Origin of the sequence: Helicobacter bilis (genome assembly GCF_001999985.1) — a bacterium.
Taxonomy (GTDB): domain Bacteria; phylum Campylobacterota; class Campylobacteria; order Campylobacterales; family Helicobacteraceae; genus Helicobacter_A; species Helicobacter_A rappini.
The window spans coordinates 499,373-525,211 of record NZ_CP019645.1 but is presented as its reverse complement, the minus strand read 5'-3'; the positions used below and the strand labels follow the sequence as shown (position 1 = coordinate 525,211).

28 protein-coding genes and 1 pseudogene are annotated in these 25,839 nt (G+C 35.2%); 15 read left to right on the top strand and 14 right to left on the bottom strand.

Annotation, left to right across the window (positions count from 1 at the left end; translation table 11 throughout):
* Window positions 1–35 precede the first annotated feature (35 nt).
* Together gap and XJ32_RS02415 are read left to right on the top strand one after the other, a co-directional pair.
* Window positions 36–1,013, top strand: coding sequence for a type I glyceraldehyde-3-phosphate dehydrogenase (gap, locus tag XJ32_RS02420; protein ID WP_005219936.1), 978 nt, complete (start codon window positions 36–38; stop codon window positions 1,011–1,013).
* A gap of 118 nt (window positions 1,014–1,131) precedes the next feature.
* Complete coding sequence (locus tag XJ32_RS02415) at window positions 1,132–1,848, top strand: toxin-antitoxin system YwqK family antitoxin (protein ID WP_005219935.1); 717 nt, start codon at window positions 1,132–1,134, stop codon at window positions 1,846–1,848.
* Between the two features lie 91 nt (window positions 1,849–1,939).
* On the opposite strand, the gene XJ32_RS02410 is transcribed toward XJ32_RS02415, so the two are convergent.
* Genes XJ32_RS02410 through XJ32_RS02395 form a run of 4 tightly spaced genes read right to left on the bottom strand, consistent with a single transcriptional unit; the run spans window position 1,940 to window position 5,401 of the window.
* Complete coding sequence (locus XJ32_RS02410) at window positions 1,940–2,602, bottom strand: protein-L-isoaspartate(D-aspartate) O-methyltransferase (protein ID WP_077388235.1); 663 nt, start codon at window positions 2,600–2,602, stop codon at window positions 1,940–1,942.
* Entirely contained in the window at window positions 2,599–3,336 is a 738-nt protein-coding gene (locus XJ32_RS02405) for a carbon-nitrogen hydrolase family protein (protein ID WP_077388234.1), read from the bottom strand. The genes XJ32_RS02410 and XJ32_RS02405 overlap by 4 nt, the downstream gene beginning before the upstream one ends.
* Complete coding sequence (locus XJ32_RS02400) at window positions 3,320–4,384, bottom strand: ribonucleotide-diphosphate reductase subunit beta (protein WP_077388233.1); 1,065 nt, start codon at window positions 4,382–4,384, stop codon at window positions 3,320–3,322. Before XJ32_RS02400 ends, XJ32_RS02405 begins: the two co-directional genes overlap by 17 nt.
* Before the next feature lie 45 nt (window positions 4,385–4,429).
* A complete protein-coding gene (locus tag XJ32_RS02395) occupies window positions 4,430–5,401 on the bottom strand; it encodes a DUF475 domain-containing protein (RefSeq protein ID WP_077388232.1) in 972 nt (323 codons plus the stop codon).
* 242 nt (window positions 5,402–5,643) lie between these two features.
* Between XJ32_RS02395 and fur the strand changes: the two genes are divergently transcribed.
* From fur to XJ32_RS02380, 3 genes are read left to right on the top strand one after another with little or no spacing between them, the layout of a single operon-like run.
* Entirely contained in the window at window positions 5,644–6,105 is a 462-nt protein-coding gene (gene fur, locus XJ32_RS02390; protein WP_004084175.1) for a ferric iron uptake transcriptional regulator, read from the top strand.
* 4 nt (window positions 6,106–6,109) lie between these two features.
* The gene (locus tag XJ32_RS02385) at window positions 6,110–6,733 is read left to right on the top strand and encodes a hypothetical protein (protein ID WP_077388231.1); all 624 of its coding nucleotides are present in this window, start codon (window positions 6,110–6,112) and stop codon (window positions 6,731–6,733) included.
* A complete protein-coding gene (locus XJ32_RS02380; RefSeq protein ID WP_077388230.1) occupies window positions 6,730–7,194 on the top strand; it encodes a hypothetical protein in 465 nt (154 codons plus the stop codon). The genes XJ32_RS02385 and XJ32_RS02380 overlap by 4 nt, the downstream gene beginning before the upstream one ends.
* Window positions 7,195–7,220: 26 nt before the next feature.
* Here the strand turns inward: XJ32_RS02380 and XJ32_RS02375 are convergent, their stop codons facing one another.
* Entirely contained in the window at window positions 7,221–7,883 is a 663-nt protein-coding gene (locus tag XJ32_RS02375; protein ID WP_233706025.1) for a M48 metallopeptidase family protein, read from the bottom strand.
* 64 nt (window positions 7,884–7,947) lie between these two features.
* Between XJ32_RS02375 and rplI the strand changes: the two genes are divergently transcribed.
* Complete coding sequence (rplI, locus tag XJ32_RS02370) at window positions 7,948–8,391, top strand: 50S ribosomal protein L9 (RefSeq protein WP_005219928.1); 444 nt, start codon at window positions 7,948–7,950, stop codon at window positions 8,389–8,391.
* A gap of 328 nt (window positions 8,392–8,719) precedes the next feature.
* Here rplI and rpmE read toward each other — a convergent pair whose 3' ends face one another.
* Window positions 8,720–8,920 carry a 50S ribosomal protein L31 gene (rpmE, locus tag XJ32_RS02365; RefSeq protein ID WP_005219927.1) on the bottom strand — a complete coding sequence of 67 codons (201 nt, stop codon included), beginning with the start codon at window positions 8,918–8,920 and terminating at the stop codon, window positions 8,720–8,722.
* 140 nt (window positions 8,921–9,060) lie between these two features.
* On the opposite strand from rpmE, the gene xseB reads away from it, so the two are divergent.
* The gene (gene xseB, locus XJ32_RS02360; protein ID WP_077388229.1) at window positions 9,061–9,258 is read left to right on the top strand and encodes an exodeoxyribonuclease VII small subunit; all 198 of its coding nucleotides are present in this window, start codon (window positions 9,061–9,063) and stop codon (window positions 9,256–9,258) included.
* A 516-nt stretch (window positions 9,259–9,774) separates the two neighbouring features.
* On the opposite strand, the gene XJ32_RS02355 is transcribed toward xseB, so the two are convergent.
* The 5 genes from XJ32_RS02355 to XJ32_RS02330 all read right to left on the bottom strand — a co-directional run bounded on the left by XJ32_RS02355 (window position 9,775) and on the right by XJ32_RS02330 (window position 13,892).
* Entirely contained in the window at window positions 9,775–10,581 is an 807-nt protein-coding gene (locus tag XJ32_RS02355; protein WP_077388228.1) for a 3'-5' exonuclease, read from the bottom strand.
* A 13-nt stretch (window positions 10,582–10,594) separates the two neighbouring features.
* Window positions 10,595–12,037 (bottom strand): argininosuccinate lyase, encoded by a 1,443-nt coding sequence (argH, locus tag XJ32_RS02350; RefSeq protein WP_077388227.1) that lies wholly within the window; start codon window positions 12,035–12,037, stop codon window positions 10,595–10,597.
* Window positions 12,038–12,612: 575 nt separating this feature from the next.
* Window positions 12,613–13,053, bottom strand: coding sequence for a C40 family peptidase (locus tag XJ32_RS02345; RefSeq protein WP_254422434.1), 441 nt, complete (start codon window positions 13,051–13,053; stop codon window positions 12,613–12,615).
* A gap of 189 nt (window positions 13,054–13,242) precedes the next feature.
* Window positions 13,243–13,470 (bottom strand): nuclear transport factor 2 family protein, encoded by a 228-nt coding sequence (locus XJ32_RS02335; protein WP_077388226.1) that lies wholly within the window; start codon window positions 13,468–13,470, stop codon window positions 13,243–13,245.
* Between the two features lie 209 nt (window positions 13,471–13,679).
* Window positions 13,680–13,892, bottom strand: a complete 213-nt coding sequence (locus XJ32_RS02330; RefSeq protein ID WP_005219632.1) for a hypothetical protein — start codon at window positions 13,890–13,892, stop codon at window positions 13,680–13,682.
* A gap of 114 nt (window positions 13,893–14,006) precedes the next feature.
* Between XJ32_RS02330 and XJ32_RS02325 the strand changes: the two genes are divergently transcribed.
* The 5 genes from XJ32_RS02325 (at window position 14,007) to XJ32_RS02305 (ending at window position 18,217) form a co-directional block, all read left to right on the top strand.
* Window positions 14,007–14,681: a PA4824 family protein gene (locus XJ32_RS02325; RefSeq protein WP_254422433.1), complete on the top strand. Its 675-nt coding sequence runs from the start codon at window positions 14,007–14,009 to the stop codon at window positions 14,679–14,681.
* 317 nt (window positions 14,682–14,998) lie between these two features.
* The gene (locus XJ32_RS02320; protein ID WP_077388224.1) at window positions 14,999–15,472 is read left to right on the top strand and encodes an NfeD family protein; all 474 of its coding nucleotides are present in this window, start codon (window positions 14,999–15,001) and stop codon (window positions 15,470–15,472) included.
* 621 nt (window positions 15,473–16,093) lie between these two features.
* The gene (locus XJ32_RS02315; protein ID WP_005219750.1) at window positions 16,094–16,816 is read left to right on the top strand and encodes an RICIN domain-containing protein; all 723 of its coding nucleotides are present in this window, start codon (window positions 16,094–16,096) and stop codon (window positions 16,814–16,816) included.
* A gap of 10 nt (window positions 16,817–16,826) precedes the next feature.
* Window positions 16,827–17,651, top strand: coding sequence for a cytolethal distending toxin subunit B family protein (locus XJ32_RS02310; protein WP_077388223.1), 825 nt, complete (start codon window positions 16,827–16,829; stop codon window positions 17,649–17,651).
* Window positions 17,652–17,665: 14 nt separating this feature from the next.
* On the top strand, window positions 17,666–18,217 hold the full coding sequence (locus tag XJ32_RS02305) for an RICIN domain-containing protein (RefSeq protein ID WP_077388222.1): 552 nt from the start codon (window positions 17,666–17,668) through the stop codon (window positions 18,215–18,217).
* A 188-nt stretch (window positions 18,218–18,405) separates the two neighbouring features.
* On the opposite strand, the pseudogene XJ32_RS02300 reads toward XJ32_RS02305, so the two are convergent.
* The 3 genes and pseudogenes from XJ32_RS02300 to ilvD all read right to left on the bottom strand — a co-directional run.
* Window positions 18,406–18,702, bottom strand: a pseudogene (locus XJ32_RS02300) (class I SAM-dependent methyltransferase); the annotation flags it as partial.
* A 99-nt stretch (window positions 18,703–18,801) separates the two neighbouring features.
* A complete protein-coding gene (locus tag XJ32_RS02295; protein WP_077388221.1) occupies window positions 18,802–20,667 on the bottom strand; it encodes a DUF262 domain-containing protein in 1,866 nt (621 codons plus the stop codon).
* Between the two features lie 37 nt (window positions 20,668–20,704).
* Window positions 20,705–22,831 (bottom strand): dihydroxy-acid dehydratase, encoded by a 2,127-nt coding sequence (ilvD, locus tag XJ32_RS02290; protein ID WP_077388220.1) that lies wholly within the window; start codon window positions 22,829–22,831, stop codon window positions 20,705–20,707.
* 138 nt (window positions 22,832–22,969) lie between these two features.
* Here ilvD and XJ32_RS02285 point away from each other — a divergent pair, with 138 nt between their 5' ends.
* The 3 genes from XJ32_RS02285 to XJ32_RS12600 all read left to right on the top strand — a co-directional run bounded on the left by XJ32_RS02285 (window position 22,970) and on the right by XJ32_RS12600 (window position 25,085).
* The gene (locus tag XJ32_RS02285; protein ID WP_077388219.1) at window positions 22,970–24,139 is read left to right on the top strand and encodes a lysozyme inhibitor LprI family protein; all 1,170 of its coding nucleotides are present in this window, start codon (window positions 22,970–22,972) and stop codon (window positions 24,137–24,139) included.
* Between the two features lie 170 nt (window positions 24,140–24,309).
* Window positions 24,310–24,591, top strand: a complete 282-nt coding sequence (locus XJ32_RS12605; protein WP_254422432.1) for a PIN domain-containing protein — start codon at window positions 24,310–24,312, stop codon at window positions 24,589–24,591.
* A gap of 86 nt (window positions 24,592–24,677) precedes the next feature.
* A complete protein-coding gene (locus tag XJ32_RS12600; RefSeq protein WP_254422431.1) occupies window positions 24,678–25,085 on the top strand; it encodes an ankyrin repeat domain-containing protein in 408 nt (135 codons plus the stop codon).
* Window positions 25,086–25,839: the final 754 nt, after the last annotated feature.

Sequence of the window (25,839 nt, the reverse complement as noted above, 5' to 3'; positions counted from 1 at the left end):
TAATTTATATATCTAGGATTACATAAGGTTAGAATATGACACTAGGGATAAATGGGCTTGGGAGAATGGGTCGCACGATCTTGCGTGAGGCGATTAAAAGGGGACATACCATCAAAGCACTCAATGATATTGCACAATGGGAGATTTTGACTTATCTCATTGAGTTTGATAGCGCACATGGCACACTTAGTCGCAATATTTCCTATCACAATGACACACTATGTATTGATAATCAAAAAATACATGTAAGCAATCATAATAACCCAAAAGACATTGATTTTGGTGAAGTAGATATTGTGATTGAATCAAGTGGTAAATTTCTCACGACAGAATCTATCAAGCACCATTTACAAAAAGGTGCGAAAAAAATCATCATTTCAGCCCCACCACAAGATAATACAAAGACATTCGTGCTTGGTGTCAATCACTTGGAATATAATGGTGAGTTAATTATTTCAAATGCGTCTTGCACGACAAATTGCATTGCCCCTATTTGTGCCATACTTGATAAACATTATGGAATCACAAGTGCTACAATGACTACAATCCATAGCTACACAAACGATCAGAATCTACTTGATAACGCACACAGAAGCGATAAAAGAAGATCAAGGGCAGCCGCAAATAATATTATCCCCACCACAACGGGGGCGGCTATCGGTCTAAAGCGAGTTTTACCGAATCTAGAGGGTAAAATTCACGGACAGAGTGTGCGTGTGCCTTTGATTGATGTTTCAATGGCAGATTTAAACTTCTATCTTAATAAAGCCACAAAACTAGATGAGATACATGCTTTATTAGAATCGTATGCAAATGATAGTATGAAAGGCATATTAAGCATTGATTCTAAATATCGTGTAAGTAGTGATTTTTTAGGGAGTGCGTATAGTAGCATTGTAGCAAAAGATTTAAGTGTGCAAGTTGGCAATATGCTAAAAATAATGGCATGGTATGATAATGAAAGCGGCTATGCAAATAGAATCTTAGATATGGCAGAGTTTATACTTGGATAATTGATACAAGATTCTAGATATTTGCGATTATCCTTAGATGTTTATTATTAAAAATATTGCCAATATGTTGGATTTTTAATGCTACAATGTTTGCCTATTTTGCGAAAGATAAAGGAAAATGATGAAGAAATGGGGCTTTTTCATTGCATTTGGTGCGTGTCTTGTTGCAATCGTTTGGGTTGTAACCAAACAAAAAGATGAAGCGCATAATACTCTTGTGTATATTGATTATGATATAAATAATAGCAATGTAATTAAAAGTGAGACAACTTATATTTCTGATTCTAGTCATACTTTTAAAATCTGTCAATCTAGAGATGGCGATACACCATGTAAAGAGATTTCAGGGGTGAAGCATGGGATACAAAAATGGTATGGTGATAGTGTTTTGAAATATGAAGATTTTTATGATCATGGCAATCGCACACATACAATAGCCTATTACAACAATGGGTTAAAACGAAAAGAGTGTTTATATCAAGATGATAAGCTTTTACAAACAAATTTTTACGATAAAGATAATGCCAATTCTTTAGTTGAAACGATATTTTATAAAGATAATGAAGAGGTAAAAAAGTATTATATTAATAATAAACTTCACAAAGAGGAAAAATATCGCAATAATAGGCTTGTAAGTAGAAAAATCTATGATAGCGATGGGTTGTTACAGCGACTTGAAGAGTATAATTTCATTGGGAATAATACAGATTCTTTTGATAATTTTTTTGAAGGGCTTGATTCTATAAATCCATTTTTATTTGAGTTTGAGAATCCAAATCCTATGCAAAGACCATATCAAGATAAAAATACAGGGGATAGTGGTTTATGGATTTAGTCCATTTGTGATTACTCATATTTCTTTATAATAGCTAAAAATCTAACTCAAACTTTTGCTACCTTTGAGACAAAAAATAATGCGCATTTATTTAACCCATACGCATAACGCCTTGTTTAATCGGCACAAAAGAGCAAGATTCTAAAATATGGCTTGTGAGTGTATGATCTTTTTGTTTTACAAATCGTGCGATAACTTGTCCGCCATTATGATATATTGGGGCTACAAGCACTCCATTTACTTGTAATTGATCGCTGAGTGTTTTTGGGATACTCTCTGTGCATGCAGAAAGTAAGATTCTATCATAAGGGGCGAAAGACGCCCAACCATTCATACCATCATCAAGCTTTATATTGATATTCATAATTTGTAGTTGTGCTATACGCGATCTTGCTTCAAGCCATAGAGATTCTATACGCTCAATGCTAAAAACTCTGCGTATAAGATGAGACAATACAACTGCTTGATAACCACTCCCAAGCCCTATTTCTAGCACACTATCTGGCTCTAATACGCTATCGCCTAAATCATACGCCATGAGATAGGTTGTCATCTTTGCCACAGTGAGTGGTGCGCTAATCCATTGCTCATCGCTTATAGGCAAAGCGTTATCAAGGTGAAATGCGGAATGTTTTACGACAGAGGGGACAAAAAACTCCCTATCAGTTTGGCGTAATGCAGCAATGATTCTAGAATCAAAGCTATCTTTGACATCTTTTAGCATTTCCATATTTTTTATTTCATGAAGTTTCATGCGTGTGGGATTCCTGTGTCTATATGTATTCGCATTTTTGTAACTTCAGCGAGATTTACTTGTGCTTGTATCATCTCTTTAGAATCATTTTTATACACGATTCCATAAGGTGTGATAATGCTACTACCCTTTGCATACTCATTGCCTGCACATGAACTAGCAATAACAAAACTTTGATTTGCAATGGCTAAAGCACGCGTTAGCGTTTGAAAATGCACTTTCCTTGCCTTACCCCATGCGGCTGGGACAAAAATCACTTGTGCGCCTTGAATCTTTTTCCATAAATCAATAAAGCGGACTTCAAAACAATTGAGAGCCGCACATAAGATTCCATCAAGCATAAAAGTCTTAATATCCTTTATATCCCCCGCTTTAAAATGCAAGTGTTCGTTACCTAAAGGAAAAAGCTTTGCCTTTTTTTGTGTATAGGCTATGCGTCCTTTATGAAATACTTTCAAGCGATTGACATATTTTCTGCCCTCTTGTTCTATCATAGTGATTACAATAGTTTTATCTTTGCTTAATTCCTGTAGCTTTCGTGTAGCAATCTCACTAAACTCACTTGCTTCTGCCATTTTTTGATATGCAAATCCTGTGAGAAAAACTTCACTTGCAAGAATGTAGGAATCTTTTTCACACTCTAGCAATTTTGCTTCAAGTCTAGCTAGATTATCTTCCCAATTTGCTTTTGTCTTTAGCTGTAATGTATAAAAGGTCTTAAAAATCGTCTTCAAATTTTAATTCTCCCCGTGTGTAATTACGCACTTTTGCTTCAAAAAAGTTTGTCCGCTGATTGTTAAAATTTACCTGTTCATCTACCCATTGTATGGGATTTTGCGTGTTATATAGGATAGGATAATCAACTGCTTTTAATCTTTTATCCGCTAAATACTCAATATATTGACGGATAATTTTTGCAGTCAAGCCTAGAATTTGCCCTTGCGTAATGTATTCCCCCCAGCTAGATTCTAAATCTACTGCTTGACGAAACATCTCCATAACCTCATCTTGTAATGCTTGTGTAAAAAGATCTGGTCTTTCTTTACGCGTAGAGATAATCATTTGTTGAAAAATCGTTAAATGTGTAATTTCATCGCGTTGGATAAAGCGTATCATTTCTGCACTATTTTGCATTTTACCACTTCTAGCAAGTGTGTAAAAAAACGCAAAACCGCTATAAAAATAGATTCCTTCTAGAATCTGATTAGCAAACATGGCTTTTATAAGATTTGTTTCTGTTGGGTTTTTTGCAAGGTCTGTATATACATCAGCAATATAGTCATTTTTTGAGCGAAGTTTGTCATCTTTACGCCACATTTGATAAATCTCATCAGTATTTGCAGATATAGAATCTACCATAACCGCATAGCTTTGTGCGTGCAGAGATTCTTCAAATGCTTGACGCACTAAAAGCATATTTATTTCTGGGCATGTAATATATGGATTGATATTGTCTGTTAAGTTATTTGTTTGAAGTGAATCCATGAAAATAAGCTGGGCTAATGCTCTATCATAGCCTTGCTTCTCTTGCAGGGTTAGCTCCATATAATCGCGTTTATCTTGATTCATATTCACTTCTTCTGGAAACCAAGTATTTGCAAACATTGTGCGTAAAAGATTATAAGCCCACTGATATTTAATCTTATTTAACTCAAATATTGCGGTTGGATTCCCACCAAATATACGCCTTTCATTGACACTTTCTGTTGAGTGTGGATTATAGATTTTTTTGCGAGATACTCTATTATCTTGTGGTGCATTCTGCGTGTTTTCACTAATCATACTCATATCCTTTAAATGTGGAATTATAACAAAAAAGGCATAATTTTATGAATCTTTATTTGAGAATTTTGAATGCAGAAAAGCAATACCAATAAATCCTACGCCAATAAGCCCTGTGATAATCTCACTTACTTCCATAAAAATCTTTAATAGCATAATAATAGCTAATGCCCCAATAGCATAATGTGCGCCATGCTCTAAATAGATAAGCTTTTGCAGTGTCTTATGCTCTACAAGATAAAGCGTCAAGCTACGCACAAACATAGCCCCAATGCCAAGCCCAATCATAATAATAAAAATATTCTCACTCAAGGCAAATGCCCCAATCACACCATCAAAACTAAAACTTGCATCAAGCACTTCTAAATACAAAAAGCCCATAAGTCCATTACGCACACCACCAGCCCCAAGGAATTTATCCGCCGAATGAATGATTAAATACAGCACAATCGCACAAAAATACGCCATGCCTACAAGTATATTATCCGTTAGGGCAAGCAAGATGATTCCAAGTGTAATTGCAAGCAATAAAGCAAAGTTTGGGAACTTCATAAAAAATCGCATAATAACATTATCTTCAATAAAACTTAGCCAATGCACCTCTTTATCTTCACTAAAAAAGAATTGCAAACATACCATAAGTAAAAACCCAGCACCAAAGGCATAAATCTCAAAACGCGTTTCTTCAAGTGTTTTATGATACTCTTGCGGTGAATATAAGGCAAGATTCAAAGTCTCTAGCATACCAAGCCTTGCAGCTACTGCCACAATAACAATGGGGAAAATAAATCTCATACCAAATACAGCGATGGGAATCCCCCAATAAATAAATCGCTTTTGCCATTTTATATCCATTGTATCAAGCACTTTTGCATTAACCACAGCATTATCAAACGAGAGACTAACTTCTAAGATAGAGAGTAAAATACATATATAAATCGCCTGCCACGCCCCAACATAAAATGCCAAAACTAGCCCAATCAAAGTTACAACAAAAGAACTATAAAAATGCTTCATCACTCCCTCATTTTGTAGTAGAATAGTGTGCGTATTGTAGCATACTTTATACACACATAATAAACGCAATAAATGTGAATCTAAGCAAGTTTGCCTTCTGTATGTCTATTACTATTTTTACTGATACTTTGAGAAAAAATACTGCACTTTAAGTTTTTATTTGCTATAATTCTGCAATTTTATTTCTAAGATTAGTTTTTACTTTTATATTATTTTTCACATTCATTATTAAGGGGATTTTCATGGATAAAGCAATTACTAAACGATTGGAAACTCTAGATTCTATACTGCTTAGACTACGCACTTCAATCAAGAAAAATGGCTTAAAAAACTCAAAGCAGAGAGAAGAAATTATAGGTGTTCTCTACAAAAGTGGCACGCATTTAAGCCCTGAAGAAATCGCTAATCAATTACGCATTAAAGATAAGAATACAAGCATTTCATCTGTGTATAGAATCTTAAGTTTCTTAGAAAAAGAGCATTTTATCACAGCACTTGAAGCGGATAAAACGGGTAGAAGATATGAGATTGCTGCTAAAGCCCATCATGACCATATTATTTGTTTGCAATGTGGAGAGATTATTGAATTTGTAGATTCTGATATTGAGAGATTGCAAGTTGATATTGCAGAGAAGTTTGGCACACAGCTTATAAGCCATGACATGCGACTTTTTGTGATTTGTGCTAAATGTAAAAATGCCTAGCTAAATGCGAAAAATCTTGCATACAATCACACTTTATCTATTACGAAAAAGCGTATTTGAACGCATTATCCTTTTATGTTTGTTTGTAGTGTCTTGTGTTACTTTGCTTAGCTATATCGAATATGATGAATGGGTGCTTACACAACGCAAACAAGTAGATATTACAACTATGCAAAGCAATATAGCCTTACTTTTTCAAGATTATGAGATTACGAGCAAATGTAAGAATGCGATTTGTTCCAATAAAGAATTAAAACAAAGGCGAATGCAAACTACACTGCCCTATACAACAAATCACTACACTTTATTTTTTACTTGCAAGGCAATGCTATGCTATGAATTTATACACGCCCTTGAAGCATTGCCTACACTTTTTATACATGAGATTTCATTGTCAAATGCGACAATACGAAATCTAGATTCTATGCCTTATGGGTGGAATATGGGAGTTAAGGCACAAGACAGCAAGAGTCTAGAATCTACAAATGCAGAGAATCTAGATTCTATACATTTTGCACCCCAAAGCCCTGCACCCGCCCAAGTGGTTGGGAATCTAGATTCCATAAATGATATGCCATTCACACAGGATATAAAAATCGTATTTTCTGTTGGGACATATCAAATATGATAACTTTAAAAACCTTTTCTAAAAGATTTATTGCAATCTTTGTTTGCATAGCTTTTCTTTTTATTGTGTTTAAAGATAGATTCTTTATTACACCAACAGATGATATAGAATCTAAACTTTATTTTATACAACAACAAAAAGATATTCCACACAAAGATTTTTCTTTTATAATCGATTTTTTAAGACCGAAAGAAGATAAGACTTTACCCATTGAGCCATTATCACAGGAACATAAAGAGCCACAAGCACCGCTAAAACTCCATGCCATACTTAATAATAAAGCCTTAATTAATGAAGAATGGATTAGCCTTTATAGCACAATTAACTACAATGACAAAATCTATATTTTAGAAAAAATTACTAAACATGGAATCTTTTTATATAACAAAGATGATAGCAATGATAGACTTTATCTTGAGATTTTTACCACACCAAAAGAGCTTTTTTTGGATATAAGATAGTTGATGAATGTTTTGGTTGTTAAAAGTTAGCACAATCTTTTATGCAATAAGCCATAGTGTTTTAATATAGTCGCATTTCTATTTGCCATAATTTTTAATTCTTTGCGTGTATTTTTGTAATTAGGATAGAATCTTTCTACTTCTTGCCAAAAGAGTTTAGAGTGGTTTGGGTGTCTAATATGTGCCAACTCATGCACCACAAGATAACGCAGTAATCTCTCATCGCACAGCACATTGCGATAATCAATCTTTATTTGAGCCTTACTATTGCATTGCCCAAGATATGACTTTGCGAAACTAATTATTAGCTTTGTGTAGTTTAGCTGCATTTTCAAAGCGTATTCATCTAATATTTCTTTTGATTTTGCATATAATCTTTGACATAAAGATTCTATAGTGCAATCTTTTGCTAAACATTGTGTCCCAAATACTACAAGTGAGTTTGGATACTCGTTTAGATATTGCGTTGCTAAGTTATTATTTGTATTGAATCTTGTTTGCTGTTTTAATAAAAATGTATTCATTTTAGCATGATTTTCTTTTATATATTGTTCTGCAATTTGTAGTGTATTTTTTGTGCGATATGGAAAATGAAAAATAAAAAAGCCCTCCACATTACACACAATACGCCATCTCTTAATGCGTTTGCTTGTCTTAATCTCAAACCAAAACCCCATAAATTCTTGCAACAATTATCCTTTTTTTCTGCTAAAATAACGGCGATATAGTAGCAAATCAACTTAAAGGTGTCAAATGCGCGTTTTATTAATCAAAGATGTAGCAAATCTAGGCAAAGCTGGGGAAATAAAAGAAGTAAAAGATGGATATGCCAATAACTTTCTCATTGCTAAAGGACTTGCAAAACATGCCACAAATGAAGTTATCAATAAATACAAAGCAGAGCAGAAAAAACAAGCAGAACTAGAAGCATTACAGATTGCAGAAGCAAAGCAAATGCAACAAGCACTAGAAAAAATCGAGCTTACAATCTCAAAAAAAGTCGGCTCAAACAATCATCTCTTTGGATCACTCACAAAAGATGAAATCTCAAACGAATTGCAAACCCAGCACAGAATCTCAATCGATAAAAAAGCCTTTGAGATTCCACAGATAAAAACTCTTGGCAAATTTCAAGCGGTTGTAAAACTTGGTCATGGACTACAAGCTAAGTTAAATTTAAATGTGATTGCAGAATAAGGACTTATAATATCAGCAACTTATCGCATTTTACTACAACTGCATGCCCCACATATTAAGCAAACAAATCTCCTATATACATGGCTTCCTACGAAGTGATTGTGCGAAGCGATTGCGAAACACCCCGCCTTACTTTAATGATCTACTCAACAGAAAAATATTACAGAAACACACTTATAACGAAGTATAAAGTCTAAAACAAGGACTTATGAATTGACGATAAGTAGAGAAGTAAAACAACAAGTTTTCTAGTATTAAACAGATCCTTTAATCTAATTTAACACATGCAATTCTCACCCTTTTGGGAGAGACTTTAAAGAAGTGGGGCTTAACGATTATATTTCTTTCTAAATCGCTCTACACGACCCGTTGTATCGGCAATCTTATCACTGCCGGTATAGAATGGATGACAAAAGCTTGATATATCAATGCGTAATTCAGGCTTTGTGCTCAGTACCTCAACTTCTTTACCGCTTGTTACACAGGTTACTTTGCAAGGAACATATTTAGGGTGAATATCTTTTTTCATGGTAGTTTATCTCCAAACGAATATAAAATAAAACTTAGGATTATAGCCAAAATATTCTTAAATACAGCTTGTAAATTTAAATTAATCATATTTTTGGTATAATTATCTACTCTAATAATCAAAAAAGCAAGGAATATTTCATGACTCAACCAACAGATATTGATTTTGAAACACATGTGGAAAAAGTGAAAGATATCATCAAGCAATTAAACGACAACACACTAAATCTAAAAGATGGTATGAAGCTATACAAAGATGCACAAGCACACATCAATATGGCAAACAAAATGCTAGAAGAAGCAGAGTTTGAATTAAAAAATGCCCTAGAACAACAATAATATTAATATTCCATTGATAAAGGCAGTGGTTTGTTGCTGGGAGCACTCAAATATAGTTAGAGGTATCTCTATAAAATCTTAAGAAATCTAAAACAATCAATTGCTAAGTCTTACAAAGAATATGTAGTAACTCAAAGCCACAAGCATATTAACAAAACCAACAAAACAATACAAAATAGTGCAAACTTTACAGGTATAGAAGTGTGTTTAAATGAATTAAAGTGTATCCAAATAAGTCCGGGTTATATACTATATGGAGATATAGAGTTCTAGCGTATTGTCCTGGGGTAAATACATAAACAAAACAATTTTGTTTAATTTGTTTATAGTATCAAATAAGGATTCTTGTGTTTGTTGTAGAAATGTAGGCTTGTAATTTTGTCATTGCGTGACTAACCAACAATATTGTGCTCTAGCAAAACTATACGAAAGTTTGATAACAATAATTATGGTAATTTGCAATAATGCAATCTCTTTTATGCTGTCGTAGATTCTATAGATATGGCATTTTGCTTGCTATTTCCCCGCAACTCTTTGTGGATATGCAATCTTTCCTTTTGAAAAGGCGATGAGTTCCTGCAGGGTTTTTACTTCTTTTGGGAGTGATTGCATACATATTTCATATAGTCTAAAAGCGGTTAGTGCGTCAGCATAAGCCCTATGGGCTTGTGCTGTGTTTATACCTAACATATCGTTGAGATAGGCTAATGCGTATTTTTTTGATACGATAGTCCTACGACTAAGGTCTAGCGTGCATAATCTGGGATTAAAGAGTGGTGGCATATCATATTCATGCAGACTTTCTGCGATAAAGTTGTAATCAAATGAAACATTATGTGCGACAAATACGCTATCGCCTAAAAATGCGCGAAACTGCTTTAATACCTGCTCAAGTCGTGGTGCATCTTCTAGCATATAGGAATCTATGCCTGTGAGATCAATAATATCCTCTGGCACAAATGGGCTATACACAAGCGTATCAAAAGTGTCTAGTATCTCTCCATTTTGTGCGATTATTGCCCCGATTTCAATGATTTGCCCATTTTTCACACTTGCCGATGTCGTCTCTATATCCACAAAGCATAGTTTTGCTTCATTGAGATTAATATTTTTTATTGTTGTGTCAATAATATAATCGCTAGATTCTATATCACTCACTCTATAAAGTGGTGCATGTAAGCCAATCATTACTTCAAGCAGCGTTTCGCATTCAAGCGTGCCATATTCAGGTAAGACATTGCTTAATTGTGTGTGAAAACTCTCAAGGCTTAGGGGCATTTGATCAAGCAGATTAAAATAGTGTCCAAAATACTGAAGTGCCATACTCTAACCTAAGCTATGCGATAGACCTTAGCCATTGTAATAATATATGAATCTGTCTTTTTACCTCATCGCTTCCACATCCCCCAAGACTATTTCGCCTTTGCATAGAATGCTCTAGGTTTATGGCAAGTTTTAAGCTCTCACTTGATATTGTCGTTACAATAGATTCCATATTGCCTTTTTGCGTTACAAGATTTTTAAGCTCTTTTTCTAGCATCTCACAGAGTGAATCTATCTCAATATTGCTTAAATCCTTGCCACAAGATTCAGCATACTGCACGCATACACCTGTAATATGATGGGCTTCTCTAAAAGGGACATGACACTCTTTTACTAAAAGATCTGCTAAATCTGTTGCGACTAAATGTCCCTTTTCACACATTTTACGCATATTCTCGGTATTAATTGTAAGAGTTTTCATGCTTTCTGTTAGAATCTTAAGGCTAATGATTGCAGTTTGCACCGAATCAAACACACCTTCTTTATCCTCTTGCATATCCTTATTATACGCAAAAGGAAGTGCTTTCATAGTGGTTAATAATGCCATAAGATTCCCATAAACTCTACCCGTTTTACCCCGCAAAAGCTCGGCTACATCGGGGTTTTTTTTCTGTGGCATGATAGAGCTTCCAGTCGCAAAGCTATCAGCAAAAGTTACAAACCCAAACTCATAGCTACTCCACAAAATAAGCTCTTCTGCCATGCGTGAAACATGTAGCATAACCATAGCAATATCATACAATATATCTAGGGCAAAATCTCTCTGCCCAACAGAATCCATAGCATTTAAACTCGCTGTTTTAAAGCCCAAACTTAAGGCAAGATTCTCTCTCTCATTGCCATAGGGCGTGCCAGCAAGGGCTGCACTCCCTAAGGGGCAATCATCGCTTCTTTGCATACTTGATTGCAATCTCTCAATATCGCGTTTCAGCCCAACACACCAAGCCACTAAATGATAACCAAAACTTATAGGCTGTGCGTGTTGTAAATGTGTCATACCGGGCATTATAGTGTTTGTGTGGTGCTGTGCTATTGAAAGAAGAGATTCTATAAGCTCGATTAATAGCTTTTGTATAACAAGATTCTGCTTTCTACAATAGAGTTTAAAATCAAGGGCTACTTGATCGTTTCTACTGCGTGCTGTGTGTAGCTTCTTCCCCGCATCGCCAATCTTTTCACTCAAAGCCTTCTCTATTGCCATGTGTATGTCTTCATCTTGCAGAGAAAAAGTGAAATTACCCTGCATAATCTCTTGCTTTATCTCTTGCAATCCATGCGTAATAGAATCTAGCTCATGTATGTCTAAAAGCCCGATAGAATAAAGCATTTTTGCATGTTCGATAGAGCCTTGAATATCCTCTTCCCATAGATTTTTATCAAATGGAATACTCGCATTAAACTCATCAAGCAAAGTGTTTGCATCTGTTTGAAACCTACCAGCCCAAAGTTTCGCCATATATGTCCTTTATGTGAGCTTAAAATATCATGGTTAGAATGATACAAAAATTTTGTTAAGTGTTGTTTGGCAATTGCATGTCATTCTTGGTATGATATGTTTTTGCTATTTATCATATTAAATAAAGACAAGTTAAAATTTTAAGCATGAAATCTATACTTATACGCATTTTCTTTGCTTCGTGTTGATTGTGTAAGATACTAAAAAGCAAGGTTGCATTAGGTATGGGTGTGTTCAGAATAAGTATGCCACAAGGAATTCTGATGTGTTTATATAAGATGTGGGTTGCAGATGTCTCTACTGTTCTGTGTGACAACCCTGATATAATATATGTTAATTTTGGTTACGATTTTTATATTCTAGAATCTAGCGATTTAAAGGTAAAAAGCCTTATGTAATACATTAATCACAAAGGTTTATATTGATATATCAAAGTAGATCTATCATCATTAAACAATGTAATAGGATAGAGAATCTTTAATCGCACCACAGCAATATCAAGTGTAGAGTAACTTGCATGGAGATTTACAAGCGGATTTAATAGCTCTTCGATTAAAGTCGTGCAATAGAGCTTGTCAGTAGAATCTATCTTCTATAACAAAAGCCTTACCTACATAGCGACTATATGTTTTTGTAATATAGCTTTTGTCATTTGGGCTTAGCTTATAGCGTTTTATTGCGATATTTGTCGCATGTGAGAGAAACTCTTCTAAACTGCTAAGGATCACTTGATTTTTTAACTTTGGATTATCTTCTGTGCTCGCATGTAGTATCTGTATGGGATTGAGTGATACAATAATGCCTACATGTGTTAGATTGCCACCACTAGCCTTTGCGATTAACTCACTATCTACGCCGATACCATATCTAAAGATTATATCGCCTATCTCAAGGGCTGGAATATCGCCGAGATTCTCAAGCTTTAAGCCCTTGAAGTCATCATGCTTGTTATAAAAATAAATGAAACTAAAAGGGATAATACTAAGCATAATAATAACTAAAAGCTTAGTTTTCAATGGTTAATCTTTTCGATATGATAGATTGCAGACTTATATACTACTTTGAATCGCCTATCATCCATGTTCCATTAACTCTTACAAGTTTAACCTTTCTAGTTTCAGTCTTATCTGACTTATTGTAGCTAACTTTTAGCGTGATCTCTGCCTTATCGCCCTCAATCTTTTCTTCAGTTACCTCTATATCTTTTATACCACCTTTTTTAATCCTGCTATCAATGCGATTTTGCCCTCATACTCATCTCTTTTACTCTCATCTTCTATATGTATGAGTTTTACCGCACCTTTCTCATCACCATTAGCTACAGCTTTATAAAACGATATTGCCACATCTTTTGGCTCTGCATTAGAACACGCAACAAAAAATACTGAAAACAAAGCAAATATAACACTAAAAACTGCAAATCTAGATTTCATAAAAACCCCTTAAAAAGTAAAATGCTTGAGATTGTAATATAAAAATACAGAATTGCTTAATAAATTTTAAAAACACGCTATTTTTTGCTCTTTAGATAGTTTAATACACCAGAGATTATGTGATTTAAAAAGATTTATAAAATTCAATAATACTAAGATTCTAAACCACTTTTTATCGCTTAGAATATAATCAGTCAGATTTCAAATACTCATTCTCTCTCTTTAAAATCTTTTACAAACAACCCTTTATTATCAAAGCTAATCTCATATTTATGTCCTGTTTGCATATCAATAAGATAGCATTGCTCAAGCGTTTCGGTTACTGCTCTTTGTGGTGGGACTTGCTTTAAATGCAACAACACATCATCATAATCCCTGCATAAATCTGGGAATCCAAATAGCATTAATTTATATTGAAACATTGCATTTCCTTTTTAACTGCGTATTCCTAACATATTTGTTACAATTCGCATTCTATCCTAAAAATATTTTTTGTTATAATGAGTTGTTTAAAAACTACAAAAAGCGATATAGATATGTTTAAAAAAGTTGCATTTTTATTGATATTGCCATGTATATATGTGATGAGTTTATATGCGGCAAGACCTTTTAATACCGATGATGCAAGGGTTGTGGCAAAAGGGCATTGTCAAATGGAGACATGGATTGAGATACACGCACAAGGTGATAGTGAGCTATGGAGTTTGCCTAGCTGTAATCTTATTTGGGGGACTGAAATCACGCTTGGCGGTATGATAGGATTGCAGTCTAATTCTGTGCAGTTTCAGCTAAAAAAGCTTTTTGTTGATGCTGATGAGAAAGATTGGGGCATTGGCATTGCGGTTGGGAATATTCATAATTATCTCTTTGGGGCGGATAATGCAAACGAGATATATGCCTATATCCCTGCTACTTTTTTATTTTTAGATTCTAAGATTGCATTGCATGTGAATGTGGGATATAATTTGCAAAGCCTTATGGAGGGAATCTATACGCTTGGTGTGGGCTTAGAAACAGAGATAGTATCTCGTTTGTATGCTATCGGTGAAGTCTATTATAGTCGTTTTGATCCAGTTATGTATCAAGTGGGACTGCGAACATGGCTTGTGCAAGATATGTTGCAGCTTGATGCAACTTATGGAAATGCTTTTTATGGCGGACTTGATTTTGTAAGCTTTGGTTTGCGTATATTACCGCCGAAGTTTTTGTGATATGGATTCTGGATTTACTACCTGTCGCTCTGATTGGTAGCTGAAAAAGATTTTTGTGAATCATAAATGTGGGCAACATCTCTATTAAGTCTTTAATATGATAATCATTGATAGGTTTATTCTGAGAAAAATGTAATTAAGCTTCTTTGTGGAGATGTTTTTCGAGTAAGATTAGTGGCTTTGAGTAACAAGGCGGATAAATTACATGAAAGTACAGTGATTGGAATCTTTAGTGAGCATTTTCCAAAAGCACCATACATATTCAACACTTGTTTAGTCTCACAAAAGAGAGAACACAGAAACCAAAGGATATAAAGGTGTCAATTATTATACTTCTGGGGTTGGGGCTTGGCTTTATTGTGGCGGAGATATTTTTTGGCTCATTTTTCTTGCTTTTCATCGGTTTAGGGCTATGTATCACAGCGGGGATTGAAGCATTTGTGGGCTTTGGCAACATCATAGGTGGAAGTGTGGAGAGCGTGTATGCGTGGCAGGTGGTAAGCATTTGTGCTTTTGCTTTTCTTACACTTATTTTGCTAAGAAAGCCCATAAAATTGTGGTTTAAAGGCTCACAAGTCTATGAAGATTCTCTGCAAAATGGTGGCGGTATGGGTGAGATTCAGCAAGGAATGGTGTATTTCAAAGGGACATTGTGGGCGTATGAAAAAGCCCCTACATTAGATTCTAATGGATTAGAATCTAGCACATTAGAATCTAACACGCCACTAAAAGAAGGCGATAGGGTGCAGGTGTTAGAGATTAGAGATAATAAGGCGATTATCAAGGTTTGAGTTTTTATTCCACCGTTACACTTTTTGCTAGTTTCCTTGGCATATCCACATCATTGCCTAGCCGATAGCAACTTCAAGGGCAAAGATTTGCAGTCGTGTTCTCCGCACACCGCACACTATGTAAATTAAGAAGAAACAACTTTGTTAGAATTGATAAAGATGTTTGGCATGCAAAAGACATTTATCCTGAGTTGTGCTACATTATGCCCTTTTACTACGCAAAGAAACATTGACATGGTAGAGCAATATAGGTTGATTTAGAGGACAAAAAACACTAGCGAGATTCAGTCAATGAGAAGTAGTGTTACAATATATCGTAGAATATCGCCAAGCTCACATTGCAAAAGAGAGTGTTGAATTTAGAGGATACCTGTTTAGTTTTGTAACTTTTTAGCATAACATAATATATAAATCTCATGCGTTTGCTTACGATACACAGAATTTCTAAAAGTTAAACTTTGCATGTAAATCCTTATGCCCCAACCTTTTGCGTATTATAATGTTACATATCGTATATTTACACACAAAAATGGTTTTTATAATGAGGCAATAATTCGCTTTATGCGTAGTTAGTGGATATTATATTAACGATGCAGTTACAACATACACTTAGGAATAGCTATGTCTAAGATTTTTACTTTACTTATCATATCGACTTTCACATTACTTACTGCCGCTTATGCTTCTAGTGATTATGAACTTGGCATTGGGAATTCCCCAACACCACCAGCTAATTCTAAAAAGCAAGTTAGCCTAGTGCAAGGACCCAACCTATCTAAAAAACTCATGCGTCCCAACACAGATAGAAAAGGTAATCACACGCCCACAAAGCATACAGAGTTGCCTTTGCTAGGCATTAATGGTGATTCTAGAAGCTATACTTCAGATCTTTTATCCATCATGAGTCCTGAAGGTGGGGTTTTGACGCTTTGGGCGTTAAATGTGGGGAATTGGGTGTGGGGCTATTCTCTCATAGATAGTAAGGATTTCGGTGGAGCTAGGATTTGGCGGATTTTTAATAAGGCTGATGGGAGTGCTGCTATACAAAATGCTAAAGAAGGCACTTGTTTAAGTGCATATAGAAATGGCGTGATTCACACATATTGCAATATGGAAGATCCTGCACAATTATGGACTTTCAATCTCTTTGATAATCAAGCCGTGCAGATTCAAAATGTCGCCACTAAGCAATGTTTGCAAACCCCAAGCAATCAAGCGACAAGATTTTTTAGCATTTTTCTTACAAGTTGTGTGAAAGGTGGTAAGTTAAATAGCGATCAGCAATGGTTTATCATCGCACCACCTTTAAATGCTGGTGTAGTGTTTAGTGTAGATGGCAAATAAAGGAATATTGATGAAAGTTATTATACTTATGCTTTTTAGTTTTAGCCTACTTTTTGGAAAGATTGAGGACTATGTTGTCGGCACTTGGAATCTGCAAGGCTCTTCAGCTAGCACTGAAAATAAATGGAATGTCAGTGTAAGACAGCTTATCACCGGCGATAATCCTGTGGATATTTTGATGGTGCAAGAAGCCGGCAGTGTACCTACAAGTGCAAGACCAACGGGCAGAATGATTCAGCCCGGTGGAACGCCTATTCAGGAGTATGTTTGGGATTTGGGTACTAGATCAAGACCACGCTCGGTTTTTATCTATTATGCAAATATTGATGCTGGTGCTAGAAGGGTTAATCTCGCCATTGTGAGTGGTAGACAAGCTGATGAAGTGTTTGTTATTTCACAAAGCACAATTGCACCTGAAGTTTCCCGTCCTGTGATTGGCATACGGCTTGGCAATGATGTGTTTTTTAATATCCATGCTCTTGCAAGGGGTGGTGGCGATGCTACAGCATTGGTTACAGCAGTGCATGATAATTTTCTTAATCGCACAAATTTAAATTGGCTCATTGCTGGTGATTTTAATAGAGATCCTGCGAATCTATTATCTGGGCTTGATACAAGGATCACAAATCACACACGCATTGTTACGCAAAATTCTGCAACACATTTTAGTATGGGTGCGGCAAATAGAATCCTAGATTATGCAATAGTTGGCAGAAGCTCCAGTGAGACTAGGACTAGGTTGGCTTTACCAGCAATTACCGCATTACTTATGGCTGCTAGTGTGAGATCGCACCTGTCATCAGATCACTTTCCTGTGCGTTTTGGGAAATTTTAATCATAAGGATTGTAATGAAAAGATTACTAATAGCTTTAATGTGCGTCATAAATGTTTATGCGATAGATCCAGATTTACCTGATTTTGTGGAATTTACACCGCCGATTTCACTAAGAAGTGCCTTTTCGGGTGATATTGTGGGCTTTGGAAAAGATAGAAATTGGGTTATACGCGATATTCCATTAACTGAAGATATGTTAAGAAACGATCCTTTTAAAGATTTTCATCTTGGGGCAGTGCAATTCGTGCAAGTTGGCACAAAAGATATGTGCTTAGCGATTGCTGAAAGCGGATTATTCACACGCAAATCCTGCAATGATGACTTAAAATCAAAAAAGTATGAAACCCTTTATACAATTATCCCAACCACCACACCAGCGGTGCAAATCCGCTCTTTTGTGTTGAATAAAAATGAATGTATGACAGTGTTTAATAACCCACAACTTCCAAGAGGCAGAGGCATAGGAATCCGCCCTTGTGATGTAGATAGTCTCTTTTCTGTGGATTTAGATAATCTTTTTTTGATAAATCCGCCAATACGAGATGCAATGCTGATTAATCCTTAAGAATCTCATAGATTTTGGTTTTTTATAGAGTTTCATTTAAGATTTGTTATGTAGTAAATAAACTGCTGGTTAAAGTTAGATCCTGTAACATTAAAAAAATAAAATCTAGTAAAATGCCACAAGATTTCTCAAAAACAATAAGCAATTCTTTTGCATACGCCAAAATAAATATTAAGATTAGGTGGGGACTATCTTATTGGCACAGATCCCAATGCATTAAAGCTGGAATCTGACATCACATTTTCTAAGCTTCTTTGTGAGAAAAGAAACCGCCCATCATATACAAAGCTAATCTCTTGCCAATCGGTGTTGTTTAGCTTATCACATATTTTTTGTAGCATTGTAGAATCCACTTTAAACTTTGGAAAAATCGCTAAAATAGAGCTATCATAAGCATTGCAAGAGTGTAAGAAAAAGGGCTTTTTATTGCGTGTTTTGGTATTGACATAAATGCGAGGCATTTCGCTTTTATGATAATCTCTCCCGCATCCCCCCATTTTGTAGATCATTTTATTTTACCGATTTGGCAAATATTTTTCTGCAGGTAAATATAATTTTATTTGCAGAAACGATAGGAAAATTGATTATCTATCCACATTCCAAATATCTTTTATAAGTTCATATAAAAGTCGCGATCGTTCATTGAGAGCAGTTTTATCGAATTTGTCATAAGGCTTGAAACTTACCCCTTTTTCATTTTTTAATCGTTCGTTGAAAGCAAGAAAATATTGATTTGTTTTATGATAAAAACTTTCACAGAGAGTATGCCCCCACACAAGCGAATTACTATAGGTTTTAAGCTTGTCTTCATATTCTTCATTGCTCGATGAAATGTTTATTTTATCCTTAAGCAATAAAAGTCCACCTAGAATATTGCGTTGAGAGTCAAATTCTTCTTCATTGCTAAAAAATTTTATATTAGTTATATTGCGGGATAAAATGTGTTCAATATGATAGCCAGTTTTGTCTCCCGTTTTTGTTGTGATGTATTCAATGTCATTCTGAGGATTTATCTTGATTTGCTCACACATATATTTTTCTATTCTTGCAAATAGATAACGCAATAATCTTTTATTTGTATTTGCGTAATCTTTTGTTATAAATATTTCGTATTCAAGCAATGACTGTATCTTATCTGCCTGCCTTTTCTCTTTGAAGGTTTCTTGAAGTATGGAATCAAAAATACATTCATACCGATCAATTTCAATACCCTTTAACTTCTTGTTTAATTCATAAGAAATCTCTTGAAACTCGTTGCTATCATAAATACCATTAAGATGTAAAAGCAACCATAGCCTTTCATACTCCCTAGCTATAATTTCGATCTTACGATCTTCATTCGCATCTTCCATAGTACACGCAGCAAGAATGATTTGATATTGTCCGGTAAGCTCATTTATATTTAAATACTTTAAAAATTCATTGTTGCTATTGCAAATTTTATAATATAACTTTGCGTAATATTTAATCTCTTTTTCAATGAAGTTTTTAATATTTAAAATGTGGCAATTATTACCACTGATTTTAAAGCCCAAACCTTGTGCTATGGAATTATCTTCAAATATGTATCTATGATAAGATTGATTAATATTTTTCTCAATATCTGAATTCCTTTTAAAAACAAACTTTGATTTAATTAAATCAATAAAAAATTCATCTTCTTTCTTGGGCAAATTTTTAAGAGAATCCTCCCAAATTTTACAAAAATATTCGGTATCATCTTTATTTAATGTGCCAATCAATTTTCCTTTAAGTATCTCAAAAGGCTTAAGTGATTCCCCTCTATCATTTATGACTTCAAAAATCATTGGCGTATCATTTTGATTAATTGCCAATTCCACCAAAACCAAACGTTTAAGGAAATATAAGATAAAAAAATTTAACTTTTTGTCATCAGAATTTTTAAATTTGTTGTTAAGATAATCCGATATATCTTTATATCGCTCATTAAGTGTTTTTTCTGTGATATTTTCATACTTGGATTCAAAGCTTTCCTCGCGAAAAATTGCTTCCATTATTCTATGTCGTTTTTCATTGTCTAAATTATAGCTAGTCCCAAAACCATTGTTGCTATAAATGCATTCAGCCAGTAATTTAGATAAATGCTCAAGATTTTTATATTGCTTAGAGAGATGATATAGTTTTGTGGCAATTAATGTGAGCGTCGATAGTCTTTGTTGTCCATCTACAATATAAGTTTTGCTTTGTATTTTATTTGTAATATAAACATTTAGATAATACCAATTATATTTTCCCATAATTTCTTCACTGATTTCGCTATTTTTATGCTCATTGTAACCAAGTTCGAACATATAGAATATATCATTAAGCAGAGTTTCTGCGGTTTGTTTCGACCAAACATACTCTCTTTGGTAAAAATCTATATAGTAGTTTTTTCCCTTGAGACAATTTTCGACACTTTGTTTATCTGGTGTAATTGTATGTTCCATTGCAATATCCTTAGAGTTTTTTTTTGATGAGTTGTTATTACAGCTCCGTCTTTAACACCGCGCCATTTGCGGCGTTGCTTACAAGCAGTGAGTAGCGTTTAAGCCATTTGCTCTTTATCTCTTTTTGTATTGGCTTCCATTTTGCCCCTCTCAATTCTAGAGTCTTAGAATCTACTTTCAGCTCCAAGCTCCCACGCGAGACAGAAATCTCTATAATATCGCCATCTTCAATAAGTGCGATAGGTCCTCCCTCAGCAGCCTCTGGGCTTATATGCCCGATACAAGCCCCCCTTGTCGCCCCGCTAAATCGCCCATCGGTGATGAGTGCCACGCTTTCGCCTAAGCCCATTCCCATAATAAGACTTGTAGGGCTTAACATTTCTTGCATTCCCGGTCCCCCCTTTGGTCCTTCATAGCGGATAACGACCACACTTCCAGCCTTTACCTTACCCCCAGCAATGCCCTTAATCGCTTCATCTTGGGAGTTAAAGCAAATCGCCTTGCCGCTAAATTCTTTCATAGATTCTGCTACTGCTGCGACTTTTAGCACCGCCCCTTGTTCGCAGAGATTACCAAAAAGGATTTTTAATCCGCCAACTTGTGAGTAGGCATTGTCATTGTGGCGGATAATTTCTGGGTCTGTGATGTTTGCGTTTGCTATGCGTTGCCCCAAAGTTTCGCCTGTGATTGTGAGGGCGTCTAAATACAAGCTTTGCGTTGTCTCTTTGGTGCTGCTGGAATTTACCACCATAGAATCTAGTCCTACAATTGCATTAAACTGCTCTTTATTTGTTTTAAAATATGTGCCTTGTATGGTGTCTCCATACTTATCAAAAAAACCATAACTTTCTTTGTAATATTTTTTTATTTCCAAACTTACATCGTTTATGTCTATATTTAAGTCATTGATGTGTTGCAGAGTGATTAAATCCTCTGTATTCTCTATTATCTCAAAAATACCATCAAATTTTTGCTGACCAAAGGCATAGGTTAGAATCTTATCGCCTTTTTTCATTTCTTCTAAGCATTTTCCATACTTTCTTATATTTCCACTCTCATTATATTTATCCCACTCCCATTTTCCACTTATTCTCAATCGTGCGTCTTCTTCATTGTTGTAATAACCTGCAATCCAATAATCTACCACACTACCACGCTTAGAAATCTCATTTATCACAGCCGATACGCCTCCCGCACGATTTATATCCTCCATATGCACACTACTTAACGCCGGGGCGATTTTAGCGATATGTGCGACATTTGCGGCAATATTATTGATAGATTCTAGGTTGAAATCCACTTCCGCTTCTTTGGCGATGGCTAACATATGTAAAATCGTATTCGTGCTTCCCCCCATTGCCATATCCACGACAAAGGCGTTATGCACGGCTTTTGCGTTCAAAATATTGCGGAATCTAAACTTTTCACTTAAGCTAGAATCTAGGGCAATCTCTACAATGCGTCTAGCCCCCTGCCTTAGTAGCTCTTCTCGCTCTGGTGTAAGGGCTGGAATCGTGCCATTACCCGTTAATGCTACGCCCATAGCCTCACACAGAGTATTCATAGAATTTGCAGTAAACATTCCACTGCAGCTCCCCCCACTAGGACAGGCTTGACACTCTATCTCGTGTAATCTTTTCTCATCAATTTTGCCGCTTTCATACGCCCCCACCGCTTCAAATGCGGAGTTTAAATCAAGTATTGTGCCATCACTCAAACGCCCTGCTTTCATAGGACCGCCGCTCACAAAGATAGTCGGCACATTCACACGCAATGCCCCCATAAGCATTCCGGGCACGATTTTATCGCAGTTTGGCAGGCAAATCATCGCATCTAACGCGTGGGCATTCATCACAGATTCTATACAATCAGCAATCAGCTCTCGACTTGGCAGAGAGTAGAGCATACCGCTATGCCCCATTGCGATACCATCATCTACGCCGATAGTGTTAAACTCAAAAGGCACGCCCCCTGCCTTGCGGATTTCGTCCTTTACAATCTCGGCATATTTGTTTAGGAAAAAATGCCCCGGAATGATGTCAATATAGCTATTTGCCACGCCGATAAAGGGCTTGCTAAAATCCTCATCTTTTAGCCCTGTTGCTCTTAGCAAACTTCTGTGTGGTGCGCGATTATGCCCCTTTTTTACAATATCACTTCGCATAGAATCTCCTTAATTAATCTCTGCGACATTGTAGCATTAAAGCGTGATTGTGAAGTGTATGTGAGAACATTTCTATAAGAATTCCTATAAATTTAGCTACAATGCAAAGCTGCAAACAGATTCTAAAGGGAGGTTGTAATGTATAAGATACTAGTAAAATGTTTGGTGATAGTTGTGTTATGTAGTGGAGTTAGCACAGCACAAGCTGATATAGTGGAGCCACGCAATTTTATTAGCAGAGATACTGATAGTTTTTCTAAAGGCAGTGAGTGGGAGGGCGTATGGGGAGAGATGAGCCTGTGCGATCCACTTAATAAAATCGGCTGGTGCTATAAGCAAAGTGCGTTACAAATCTATGACTGCTACCAAATAAATGAATATAATTATGAAGATAAAAGTGCGATATGCACGCTTGGTTTAGCAATGCGTCAAATTCTTGACCCCGCTAAGCCTACGGAACATCTCATTTGTGATAGTGGGGCGTTCCCGGGTGAAGTGGAGATTCTCATAAATGGCAATAAGGCAGAGCCTAAGAGAGAGTATTTTGATCTTGTGTGTGGTCATACAGAAGGAGCAGAGCGGAGCAAGTGTGAGAAAAATATGAGATTTACTCTTAGCAAAGATTCTAAAGGGATTTATTTTCACTCTAGTAAGGGGTTAGATTCTAGCACTTGTGAGACGCCAAGTGATGAGAGTAGGGCAGGCACTCTAAGTGGAATCTATCCGCGATTTAGAGGGAGCTTTGATTGTGAGAAGCAGGGTTTGAGTAAGATTGAAAAAGGCATTTGCAATAGCTTTTATACTCTGCGTGATGATGTGAGCTTAAATGCGATGTTTGAATATGCGATGGATTTTGCGTGGAGCAATGAGCAAAAATCTAGGCTTAAAAAAGAGCAACTACAATGGCTAAAAGAGCGTAATATGAAATGTGTTAAGGCAAAAGATGGCGATGAGCTTTTAACCTGTTTGTATCAAGCGATAAATCATCGTATAAAAGAATTACACGAAACAATAGATAAATCACAACAAGTAACGCTAGAGCTAGTAAGCCAGATAGGTGCGGTAAAAATCTATGAAAATCCAAGCCTAAAATCCCCTGTGCTTTATACAAAGATTCTAAATAGTGAGGGGGAAAATGCAACAAGGGACTATGGGGCGATACTACTTGCACCAAAATCTCTTAATGGTTTTACAAAGATTATGTTAATGGAGTTTTCACAGGATATAAATCCTAATGGTAATGCCATTGTAGGTTATGTGCAAAATGCTAATGTGAAAAGGGATAAGGAGCAAGAGAGTGCGTTGTGAGAAAAAGTAAAAGAGATAAAGTTTGGGCTATTTGATTTTGTGGATTTTATATATTATTTGAAGTGGCTTCTATGACTGATTTGAATCTTTATACATATACCCCCTATATGTATATTTACAAATATGTGGAATAATGCCTTATTTCAAATCAGCTCAAAATGCTGTGATATATGGAGGGTGAAATGAAGCCAAAGCACCACGATATCATTCAAGGATATGGTGTAATGCAGACACAAAAGACATTTGTCGTTGATACAAATTGCTTGCTTTTAAGCTGCAATCTTACCTTTGATATTTGCCACAAAAATGGTTTTAAAATCATTATTCCACAAATCGTAATTGATGATCTTGATAGATTGAAAGATAATAAAGGGCATAAAGAAAATAGAATGCACATAAAGCAATACAAGCAATCAATAGCTATCAATGTGAAATCTACAAGAAACGCTTAAATGGCAAAAAGCCAGATGAGCAAATTAGGCAATGTGCGAGTGAATCTAATGCCTACATCATCAGTGAAGATAAAACCTTTAAGACTTTGTATAAACAAACCCTGACAACAAAAGAATTTAAAGAACAATTTGCAACTTACCTTGATGATATTCCAAATTTGGCAACAGAACAGCTTTTTAACGCGATACAAAAAAGAGATATAAATCAAGTAAAAACACTTTTAAAAGAGAGTGAGTTAAAAATCAATGCTTATGATAATAAGGGCTTAACACCGCTTATTTATGCAATTAAGAAAAGAGACTTAGAGATAGTGAATCTTGTATGTGAATATAAAGACATTGACATACATAAATATGATAAATCGCATTTAAAGATGACACCCTTAGCGTATGCTGTGCAAGATGATAATGTAGAAATGGTTATTTTGTTGTTAAAACATAAAGCGTGTGCTTATATTGGCAATAGGGGTAAAAAAGCCATTATATACCCCTAGCGTTATAAAATTACTCTCAAACTACATAAACAAGGGAATTGCAAACATACTACATAATCACATGTTTATAATTCTGTATAACCTTTTGTATAACCTTTTAAGATTAAATCAAAAAATTACAAGTAAAATAACACATATTCTAAAGATTTTAACCCTTTAAAATACCATTCAATTATAACTAAAAATACAAGCCTTTTTTATATGATTTTTGCATTAAGTTTATAAGTTACATTTTCACTTTACAAAGTGTTACAAACTAAGCAATACAAAATTACAAATTAATCAATACTTTGATACAAATTAAAGTTACACACAATACAAAAACGTTAAAGACTAGATGCAAACTTAATAAAACATACAATACAAACATTACTAACAAACAAAAGATTAAAAGATACATTAGAAACATAAAAGAAAGGTAATAAAACATTAAAAACATGATTAGCGTATGATTAACTTGTATATATGTATCGTGCTTCCTAGCTTTTTAGTTCCTCTCTCTTGCCCTGTAACTATGGGAGATATATTTGCAATCCCTAAAAGATCTCTTACCCAATAATTCTGTTGCGACCTCTTTTTTTTGTTTTGCCATTGTATTCCTTTATGGTTATAAGAAGTATAACAAATTTTTCAGCCACCTATAATATCTTGTTGGCAATAAGAAACTTACATTTTACCTCGACAAACACTAGGTGTTAATCTTTATGCTTTTACTTTAGAATTAAATCAATGAGAATGCGATAGAATAGACTAG